The organism is Polaromonas sp. P1_G2 (assembly GCF_056405515.1).
Genome location: NZ_JBFUBY010000795.1, coordinates 1 through 557, shown reverse-complemented (window position 1 = coordinate 557; position 557 = coordinate 1). Strand labels below are relative to the sequence as shown.

The following is a 557-nucleotide window of genomic DNA, read 5'->3' as shown; positions in this document are numbered from 1 at the left end:
GCCATGCTTTGCAAGCCGCATCAGCCAGGTCGGCCGCATCGCCGCATGCCAGACCGTGCGCGGTCCGAACTGCGGCGGCACCGACAGGCCGTTGCGGATGTCGCGGTCACGCCGCGTCGGGGCCGGGATATCGACGGTGACCACCAGCACGTCATAACCGGAGCGCTTGGCCCGCTCGACCATGTCAGTTTCCATTTTCGGATCGTTGGGCGGATAGAGCTGGAACCAGCCGTTCGGCCCCGAAAAGGTCTTCATCTTCTCGAGGCTGGTCGTGGCATGCGTCGACAGGATGTGGATGATGTTGTGCTTCAGCGCCGCCTTGGCGATCGGCGGTTCGCAGCCGGGGATCTGCAGGCCGGCGAGCCCGACCGGCGCCACGCCGAACGGCGCGTCATAGGTCTTGCCGAAGATTTTGGTCGAGATGACCGGCGACTGCGCTTCGCTGAGATAGCGCGGCATGAACTGGATCTTCTGCAGATCATCGGAGTTGCGCCGGACATTCTCTTCCAGCCCGATGCCGCCAGTCATATATTCCCAGGCAAAGCCCGGTATGTGCC

At 63.6% G+C, this 557-nt stretch carries 1 protein-coding gene; it reads right to left on the bottom strand.

What is annotated here, in order from left to right; genetic code table 11:
• Positions 1–552 (bottom strand): alpha-hydroxy acid oxidase (locus tag AC1D0P_RS27635; protein ID WP_477679651.1); only part of this gene is annotated, 552 nt, incomplete at its 3' end.
• Between the last annotated feature and the right edge of the window lie 5 nt (positions 553–557).